Origin of the sequence: Marilutibacter maris (genome assembly GCF_006546735.2) — a bacterium.
GTDB lineage: Bacteria > Pseudomonadota > Gammaproteobacteria > Xanthomonadales > Xanthomonadaceae > Marilutibacter > Marilutibacter maris.
In genome coordinates this window covers 1-8,000 of record NZ_VICD02000171.1, presented here as the reverse complement: position 1 = coordinate 8,000, position 8,000 = coordinate 1, and the positions used below count along the sequence as shown (strand labels likewise).

General features: G+C 72.6%; 10 protein-coding genes. 1 reads left to right on the top strand and 9 read right to left on the bottom strand.

The window, feature by feature from the left end:
- Positions 1-171 precede the first annotated feature (171 nt).
- From FKV24_RS10405 to FKV24_RS10365, 9 genes are all read right to left on the bottom strand, one after another.
- Complete coding sequence (locus FKV24_RS10405; RefSeq protein ID WP_111265108.1) at positions 172-513, bottom strand: lipid-A-disaccharide synthase N-terminal domain-containing protein; 342 nt, start codon at positions 511-513, stop codon at positions 172-174.
- Between the two features lie 3 nt (positions 514-516).
- On the bottom strand, positions 517-1,245 hold the full coding sequence (locus FKV24_RS10400; RefSeq protein WP_141482333.1) for a glycosyltransferase family 2 protein: 729 nt from the start codon (positions 1,243-1,245) through the stop codon (positions 517-519).
- A gap of 108 nt (positions 1,246-1,353) precedes the next feature.
- The gene (locus FKV24_RS10395) at positions 1,354-2,352 is read right to left on the bottom strand and encodes an NAD-dependent epimerase/dehydratase family protein (RefSeq protein WP_141482332.1); all 999 of its coding nucleotides are present in this window, start codon (positions 2,350-2,352) and stop codon (positions 1,354-1,356) included.
- Between the two features lie 19 nt (positions 2,353-2,371).
- On the bottom strand, positions 2,372-2,815 hold the full coding sequence (locus FKV24_RS10390) for a hypothetical protein (RefSeq protein WP_111265105.1): 444 nt from the start codon (positions 2,813-2,815) through the stop codon (positions 2,372-2,374).
- 48 nt (positions 2,816-2,863) lie between these two features.
- Positions 2,864-3,817 (bottom strand): ParB/RepB/Spo0J family partition protein, encoded by a 954-nt coding sequence (locus tag FKV24_RS10385; protein ID WP_111265104.1) that lies wholly within the window; start codon positions 3,815-3,817, stop codon positions 2,864-2,866.
- A complete protein-coding gene (locus FKV24_RS10380) occupies positions 3,814-4,623 on the bottom strand; it encodes a ParA family protein (protein WP_111265103.1) in 810 nt (269 codons plus the stop codon). Before FKV24_RS10380 ends, FKV24_RS10385 begins: the two co-directional genes overlap by 4 nt.
- Before the next feature lie 275 nt (positions 4,624-4,898).
- Positions 4,899-5,561 carry a 16S rRNA (guanine(527)-N(7))-methyltransferase RsmG gene (gene rsmG, locus FKV24_RS10375; RefSeq protein WP_141482331.1) on the bottom strand — a complete coding sequence of 221 codons (663 nt, stop codon included), beginning with the start codon at positions 5,559-5,561 and terminating at the stop codon, positions 4,899-4,901.
- A 43-nt stretch (positions 5,562-5,604) separates the two neighbouring features.
- Positions 5,605-6,036, bottom strand: coding sequence for a GNAT family N-acetyltransferase (locus FKV24_RS10370; RefSeq protein WP_111265101.1), 432 nt, complete (start codon positions 6,034-6,036; stop codon positions 5,605-5,607).
- Between the two features lie 51 nt (positions 6,037-6,087).
- Complete coding sequence (locus FKV24_RS10365) at positions 6,088-6,684, bottom strand: 4'-phosphopantetheinyl transferase family protein (RefSeq protein WP_111265100.1); 597 nt, start codon at positions 6,682-6,684, stop codon at positions 6,088-6,090.
- A gap of 208 nt (positions 6,685-6,892) precedes the next feature.
- Here FKV24_RS10365 and FKV24_RS10360 point away from each other — a divergent pair.
- Positions 6,893-8,000, top strand: a 1,108-nt coding sequence (locus FKV24_RS10360; protein ID WP_425481618.1) for an AMP-binding protein, incomplete at its 3' end; no start/stop codon positions are given.

The window sequence follows — 8,000 nt, the reverse complement described above, 5'->3', positions numbered from 1 at the left end:
CGGGCTCAGCTGCCGCTGCGGGCGCGGCGGCGACCTGCAGGGCGAGGAAGAGAGGGCTCAACGCAAGGACGGCAAGGCGCATCGGACTCGGCTCGGTCGTGGCGAAGCCCCGATTCTCGCATCCCGGCGGCGCTGCCGGCTGTGCGCCGGCGGGCGTCTGCCGCGATCGGGTCAGTGCCCGGCCTTGTCGCGGTGCCAACCGCGGTGGCGGATGTCCAGGTACAGGCTGTAGGCGGCGGTGAACGACGGGAACAGGTTCTGCACCACCCCGACCGCGTCCTGCTTCTGCGAGAACAGGAAATAGCTCAGGGTCATCGCGCTGCCGCACAGGCTCATGTACCAGAACAGCCGCGGGATCACCGGCTTGCCGTGGCGGCGCGAGGCGATGAACTGGACCACCCAGCGCGCACCGAACATGAACGCGCCGGTGAGGCCGATCATCTTCCACGGCGACATGTGGATGCCGGTCCACTCCAGCCAGGCGACCGGGTTGTTCATGAAGTCGACGGCCATCGTTCAGACCTCCTCGGTACGGGTCAGCTTGCCGCGCTTGATCAGCCAGGCCACACCGCGCAGGTCGCGGATGCCGACCAGCGCGCGTCCGAGGTTGTTGTACTTGGAGACCCCGGCGGTGCGGTGGCGGTGGTTCACCGGCACGCTCACCGTGCGATAGCCGGCGCGCTGCATCAGCGCCGGCAGGTAGCGGTGCATGTGGTCGAAGTACGGCAGTTCGAGGAAGGCCTCGCGCTCGAACAGCTTGATCCCGCAGCCGGTGTCCGGGGTGTCGTCGCGCAGCATGCGCGCGCGGATCGCGTTGGCCCACTTGCTGGCCCAGCGCTTGGAACCGCTGTCCTGGCGGTTGACCCGCCAGCCGGCGAACAACCGGGTCGAGGCGTCGGCGCTGTCGCGCTCGGCGAGCAGTCTGGGAATGTCGGCCGGGTCGTTCTGGCCGTCGCCGTCGAGGGTGGCGATCCACGGCGCGCGCGCGGCCTTGACGCCGTTGCGCACGGCGGTGCTCTGGCCGCTCTGGGTGACGTGGTGGATCACCCGCAGCTCCGGCACCTCGGCCTTGAGGCCGCGCAGCACGTCGAGGGTGTCGTCGCGCGAATGGTCGTCGACATACACGATCTCGAACGGCACCACCCCGCGCAACGCGGCGGTGATCTCGTGGACCAGGGGAGCGACGTTGTCGCGCTCGTTGAACACGGGCACGACCACCGACAGCGAAGGCTTGTTTTGCGTCATCGGGCGGGGCGAGGTGAGGGGCCGCGCGGCGGCGGCGGGGACGCCGCGAACGGCCGCGGCGGACATATCGTACCGCTCACCGGTTGCAATGCCGCTTCCGCGGCCGGCTCAGGCCGCCTCGCCGAAGTAGTCCCGGCACCAGGCCACCACCGGCGGCAGCCCGTCGTCGATCGCGGTCCGCGGCTCGAAATCCAGCGCTTCGCGCGCGCGTCCGGTGTCGGCCATGGTCTCGACCATGTCGCCGGGCTGCATCGGCTTGTAGACCTTCTGCGCCTGGCGGCCGGCGGCGGCCTCGATCACCGCGATGAAGCGCTCCAGCTCGACCGGGGTGTGGTTGCCCAGATTGAACACCCGGTGCGGCGGCACCCCGTCGACGCCGCCCGGCGGCGGCCGGTCGAGCGCGGCCAGTACGCCGGCGACGATGTCGTCGATGTGGGTGAAATCGCGGCGCATGCGGCCGTGGTTGAACACGTCGATCGGCCGTCCCGCCAGCACCGCGCGCGAGAACAGCAGCGGCGCCATGTCCGGGCGCCCCCACGGGCCGTAGACGGTGAAGAAGCGCAGCCCGGTCGCGCGCAGGCCGTACAGCTGGGCATAGGTGTAGCCCATCAGCTCGTTGGCGGCCTTGGTCGCGGCATACAGCGAGCGCGGCTTGTCGATGCGCTGGTCCTCGGAGAACGGCGGGGTCGCCGAATCGCCGTAGACCGACGAGGAGCTGGCGTAGGTCAGGTGCTCGACGCCGCGGTGCCGGCACAGCTCGAGCAGGTTGACGAAGCCGACCAGGTTGCTGTCGACGTAGGCGTGCGGATTCTCCAGCGAATAGCGGACCCCGGCCTGCGCGGCCAGGTGCACGACGCGGACCGGGCGGTGCGCGTCGAACAGCGCGGCCAGGCCTTCGCGGTCGCACAGGTCCAGCGCCCGCACCTCGACATCCGGACACAGCGCGGCGAGGCGGTCGCGCTTGAGCTGCGGGTCGTAGTAGTCGTTGAAGTTGTCCAGCCCGATCACCGCCTCGCCGCGCGCGCGCAGCGCGCGGCACACATAGGCGCCGATGAAGCCGGCGGCACCGGTGACCAGGACCGGAGGGAGGCTGTCGTTGCTCGTCATCGGCTGCGGGTACTCGCGCTCAGTCGTCGCCGTTGGGATGGATGTCGAACGCCAGCGACAGGCGCAGGCGGGCGGTCGCCTCGCACAGCCAGGCGCTGAGGTCGAAGCTGATCGGGCGATCCCCGCTCAGTCCGATCGCCAGTTCGCAGCGGCCGCCGTCGCGGACCAGCGACTGGAACGCCGGTTGGTGCGGCGCCAGCCGGTCCAGTTGCTGGCGCAGGAACGCCTCGAACGGTGCGTCGGCCCAGCTGCGTCCGCCCTCGCCGGCGCCGATGTCCGACAGCTCGGCGGTGGCGTAGCTGTCCCGGTGCACGCCCTCCAGCGGGCCGCCGCCGGGACCGCGGCGCGGCTCGCCGGCACTCCAGGCGCGGGTGGGCCGCAACCCGATCTCCTCGAACAGCGGGACCAGGTCGGCACTGGGATGGGTGGCGCGCAGGGCCACGCGGTAGCGATAGGGATTCACGACGTCACTGTCGGTCTTGGGCGTGCTTCCGGGCGGGTACGGGCGGCCTCAGTCGGTCTTGCCGCGCAGCTTCTCGAGCACGCCGTCGAGCGCGTCGAGGTTGCTGTAGTGGATCACCAGCCGGCCCTTGCCGCCGCGTCCGTGCATCACGTTGACGCGGGTGTTGAGCGACTCCGACAGCTCGCGCTCCAGGCTGACGATATCGGCCTGCGGCGCGGCCTTGGCCGGCTTGTTCCTGCCATTGGCCGGCAGCTTGCCGGCGGCCAGCTGCTGCACCCGGTGCTCGACCTCGCGCACCGACCAGCCGTGCTCGGCGGCCTGCCGCGCCAGCGCGATCGCCGCCTGCGGGGTCAGCGTCAGCAGCGCGCGGGCATGGCCCATCTCCAGGGTGCGGGTCTCGACCAGCACCCGGATCTCCGACGGCAGCTCGAGCAGGCGCAGCAGGTTGGATACCGCCGCGCGCGAACGCCCGACCGCCTCGGCGGTCTGGGCATGGGTCAGGTCGAACTCGTCGATCAGCCGCTGCAGCGCCTGCGCCTCTTCCAGCGGGTTGAGGTCCTCGCGCTGGATGTTCTCGATCAGCGCCATCGCGACCACGGTGCGGTCGTCGACCTCGCGCACGACCACCGGGATCTCGCTCAGGCCGGCGCGCTGGCTGGCGCGCCAGCGGCGTTCGCCGGCGATGATTTCCCAGGTCTTGCCGCCGCGCTCGGCGATCTCGCGGACCACGATCGGCTGGATCACGCCCTGGGCGCGGATCGACTCGGCCAGCTCGTCGAGCTTGGACTCGTCCCAGTGCTTGCGCGGCTGGTACTTGCCTGGCGCCAGCGCGTCGATCGGCAGGGTCCGCAGCGCGTCGCCGGGGGCCGCCTCCAGCGCCGGCGCCTCGGCCGCGGCCTTGGGCCCGAGCAAGGCCTCCAGTCCCCGGCCGAGCCCGCGCTTCTTGGCGGCGGCGGCCTTGGTCGGTGCGTCCTTCACGGCGGCGTCCTTGGTTGCGCTCATGCCGCCACCTCCGGTGCCGGCACGGCCTTGGCGGCCTGGTCGCGCTCGCGCTGGCGCCGGATCACCTCGCCGGCCAGCCCGAGGTAGGCGATGCCGCCGCGGCTGCCCTTGTCGTAGCCGACGATGCTCTGGCCATGGCTGGGCGCCTCGGCCAGGCGCACGTTGCGCGGCACGATGGTGCGGAAGACCTTGTCGCCGAAATGCTGGGTCAGCTCGGCCGAGACCGCGTTGGCGAGATTGTTGCGCACGTCGAACATGGTCCGCAGCACGCCCTCGATCTCCAGCTTCGGATTGAGCCGCTGGCGGATCGCCTCGATCGTCTCCAGCAGCGCGCTGATGCCCTCCAGCGCGTAGTACTCGCACTGCATCGGCACGATCACCGCGTCGGCGGCGGTCAGCGCGTTGAGGGTCAGCAGCGACAGCGCCGGCGGACAGTCGATCAGCACGTAGTCGTAGGCCTGGACGACATCGACCAGGGCCTGCTTCAGGCGCTGCTCGCGGCCGTCGTGCTCCATCAGCTGGATCTCGGCCGCGGTCAGGTCGATGTTGCCCGGCAGCAGGTCGAAGTCCTCGGCGGTGCGCACGACCGCGTCCGTCGCCGCGACCTCGCCCAGCAGCACGTCGCAGATCGAAGCCTCCAGCTCGCGCTTGTCGACGCCGCTGCCCATCGTCGCGTTGCCCTGCGGATCGAGATCGATCAGCAGCACCTTCTTCGGCGTCCGGGCGAGTCCGGCGGCCAGGTTGACGGCGGTGGTGGTCTTGCCGACCCCGCCTTTCTGGTTGGCGATGGCGATGATGCGGGCCATGCGGCTGGTTCCCCTGGCGTGTTCGCGCAGGCTTGTCGCGCGCGCGGTGGTTCGGATGATGCCTCCCCCCGAAACAAGGCGGGCGAGGCGGACGATGCGGGCGGCCGGCGATCCCTGCACGGTACCCGACGTGGTGCGCGGGGCCCGGTCCGGACGCAGGCCGGACTGGTGATTATGCCCGCCCCAGGCCGCCTGTCCCACCTCGCGGTCACGATCCATTGCATCGAACGCAGCTGAACGGAGGGCGGCAGACCGCCGGCAGCGGGCCGCGCGGCTCAGCCGGGAACGGCGCGGCCGACCACCACCAGGTGGCGCTCGGCCTCCAGCCCCGGCACATCGAGCCGGTGACGGGCCCGCACCGCCCAGCCCGCCGGCAGCGCGTCGATCTCACCCACCGGGTCGGCGCCCTTCATCGCCAGCAGCACCCCGTCGGCAACGAGCAGGTGGCCGCCGAGTTCGAGGATCAGCGGCAGCGTCGCCAGCGCGCGGGCGGTGATCGCGGCGAAGCCGCCGGGCTCATCGACCGCCTCGATCCGCGATTCCAGCACCCGCACCCTCGGTGCCAGCCCCAGCTTGCGCACCGCCTCGCGCAGGAAGCGCGCCTTCTTGCCGTTGCTCTCCACCAGCGCCACCCGCAGGCCGGGCCGGGCGATCGCCAGCGGGATCCCGGGCAGGCCGGGACCGGTGCCGAGGTCGGCCAGCTCGCCGCCGGCCGCCTCGATCGCGTCCAGGTGCCGATGCATCGCCAGCGAATCGAGCAGGTGCTTGACCAGCATCTCGCGCGGGTCGCGGATCGCGGTCAGGTTGTAGGCGCGGTTCCAGCGCGTCAGCAGCGCCAGGTAGTCCAGCAGCGGCGCGGCCAGGGCGGGGTCCAGCTCCAGCGCGCGCAGGCCCGCTTCGAGGGTCGGTCGCAGGTCGGACGGCAGGGTCTCGGTCATCGGTACGGATTGCAGGGTCGGAGAAGAAGGGATCGGCCGGCACTCACAGCGCCAACCGCATGTCGATACGGTGCATGCCCGGGCCCCAGCCGTCGACGGTCTCGGCCACCGCCTGCGCGCCGAAACGGGCGAAGAACGGCGCCGACCGGTGGCTGGCGGCGATCCGCAGCGTGTCCAGTCCCGCCGCGCGCGCGGCGCCGACCACCTCGTCCATGATCGCCGAACCGATTCCCAGGCCCTGGGCCGACGGGTCCAGCAGGATCCAGTTCAGATCGCCGCCGAACCGCCCCCAGGCGCCGACCACCCGCCCGGCGCGCTCGCAGACCCGGTATCCGGGCAGGCACCGCCGCAGGAAGCCGGCGTAGTCCTCGCGCTCGTTGGGAGCGAAGAAGGCCGGGCAGTTGGCGTCGAACAGCCCCATGCAGGCGGGGCGGTCGCGATCACGGTAGTCGCGGAAGGTGACCGAAGCGTCCATCGTCGCGATGCGGGCGGAGCCGGGCGGACCGGGGCCCGACAGTATGACCGCTCACGCGCCCCGCCCCCAGCGCCAGGCCAGCGCGCCGCGATAGCCCGGCGCCGGCTGGATCTCGCGCAGCGACCAGTGCGCGGGCATGCCCAGGTCGGGGTGGCAGGCGACCAGGCGCAGCCCGGCCGGGCCGTCCTCGAAGCTCAGCCGGTCCAGCCCGAACGCGAGCCCGCGGCCGTGGGCCTTCAGCACCGCCTCCTTCGCGCACCACAGCCGCAGGAATGCCAGCTCGCGCGCCCGCACATCGGCGATGGCGGCCAGCCAGGCATGCTCGGCGGCGGTGAAATAGCGCTGCGCCAGCGCCAGCGCGCGCGGCCGCGGCCGCAGCCACTCCAGGTCGACGCCGACCCGCACCCCGCTGTCGGCCAGCGCCACCAGCAGGCCCTGGCCGCTGTGGCTCCAGTTGATGTCGCGGCCCTGGAACGGCGCCGCGATCTGCGGCCGCCGCCACGCGTCCCGGTGCAGCGGCAGGGTTTCCGGCGGCGCCTCCAGCTGGGTCGACAGCCAGCCGCGCGCCTGCGTTTCCGCCGCCACCCCTGGCTGCCGCGGCAGCCAGGTCCAGCGGGGCGATACGGGCGAAGGACTCGGCTGGGACACGCGGTCGGGTCTCGGTCAGGTGGGAAAAAGCACGATGGCCGCCGTATCCGGCTTCGGCGGCCCCGGTTTGGCGCCGGGTCGGCAGGCAAGCGTAAGCTACCCGGCAGGGGGCGGCCGCTGCCGCAGGTGGGCATCCCGCGCCGATCGACCGGGCGGGCATTCCAGGCGCACCGGGAACACTGCAGGATTTGGGACGATGTCAGCCGTAATCAACTCGCCGACCGCCGCGACCGCGCTGCAGGAACTGGCGCCGGGCGATCCCGCCCGCACGATCTGCTTCGGCGGCGGCGGGGCCGCGATCGACCTGGCCCGGTTCCGCCGCGAGGTCCGTGGCGTCGCCGACCGGCTGCCGGACGCGCCGGCGGTGATCAACCTGTGCGAGGACCGCTACCGCTTCCTGGTCGCGTTCTGCGCCGCCGCCCTGCGCGGGCAGACCACCCTGCTGCCGCCTTCGCGGGCGCCGGCGGTGATCGACGACGTGCTGGCCCGGCACCCGGGCAGCTATGGACTCGGCGACACCCCGCCGGCGTCGCCATCGCCGCGGCTGCGGCAGCTGCCCGAGCACCTGCCCGAACTCGACGGCGCGCCGCTGACGATCGCCGACGACGCGCCGGTCGCGATCGGCTTCACCTCCGGCAGCAGCGGCCAGCCGCGGCCGAATCCGAAGCGCTGGGCCGCGTTCCGCATCAGCACCGCGCAGAACCTGGCGGCCCTGGCCGAGCTGATCGGCGCGCCGGACGGCCCCGCGGGCGCCACCGCCCTGGTCGCTACCGTGCCGCCGCAACACATGTACGGCATGGAGATGTCGGTGCTGCTGCCGCTGCTGGGACCGCTGGCGGTGCACCGCGGACGGCCGTTCTTTCCCGACGACGTCGCCCGCAGCTGCGCCGACGCGCCGCGGCCGCCGCTGCTAGTCACCACCCCGGTGCACCTGCACGCCCTGGTCGAATCCGGCATCGCCCTGCCGCCGCTGGCCGGCATCGTCTCGGCCACCGCGCCGTTGCAGGCCGGCCTCGCCCGCGCCGCCGAGGCGCGCTTCGGCTGCGAGGTCCGCGAGGTGCTCGGCTCGACCGAGACCTGCGTGTTCGCGCGCCGGCGCACCGCGCGCGAGCACGCGTGGACGCCACTGCCGGGCGTGCGCCTGCAGCCGCAGCCCGACGGCACCGCGATCCAGGCGCCGCACCTGCCGGAACCGGTGTTGCTGGCCGATCTGACCGAGGTCGGCGACGACGGCCGCTTCGTCCTGCACGGCCGCAATGGCGACCTGCTGGAGATCGCCGGCAAACGCGCCTCGCTGGGCGACCTCACCGGCAAAT

Bases quoted from the DNA above. Each gene is read 5' to 3' on its own strand.
- FKV24_RS10395 (WP_141482332.1), bottom strand. From the start codon at position 2,352: ATGACGAGCAACGACAGCCTCCCTCCGGTCCTGGTCACCGGTGCCGCC.
- rsmG (WP_141482331.1), bottom strand. From the start codon at position 5,561: ATGACCGAGACCCTGCCGTCCGACCTGCGACCGACCCTCGAAGCGGGC.
- FKV24_RS10405 (WP_111265108.1), bottom strand. From the start codon at position 513: ATGGCCGTCGACTTCATGAACAACCCGGTCGCCTGGCTGGAGTGGACC.
- FKV24_RS10370 (WP_111265101.1), bottom strand. From the start codon at position 6,036: ATGGACGCTTCGGTCACCTTCCGCGACTACCGTGATCGCGACCGCCCC.
- FKV24_RS10380 (WP_111265103.1), bottom strand. From the start codon at position 4,623: ATGGCCCGCATCATCGCCATCGCCAACCAGAAAGGCGGGGTCGGCAAG.
- FKV24_RS10400 (WP_141482333.1), bottom strand. From the start codon at position 1,245: ATGACGCAAAACAAGCCTTCGCTGTCGGTGGTCGTGCCCGTGTTCAAC.
- FKV24_RS10385 (WP_111265104.1), bottom strand. From the start codon at position 3,817: ATGAGCGCAACCAAGGACGCCGCCGTGAAGGACGCACCGACCAAGGCC.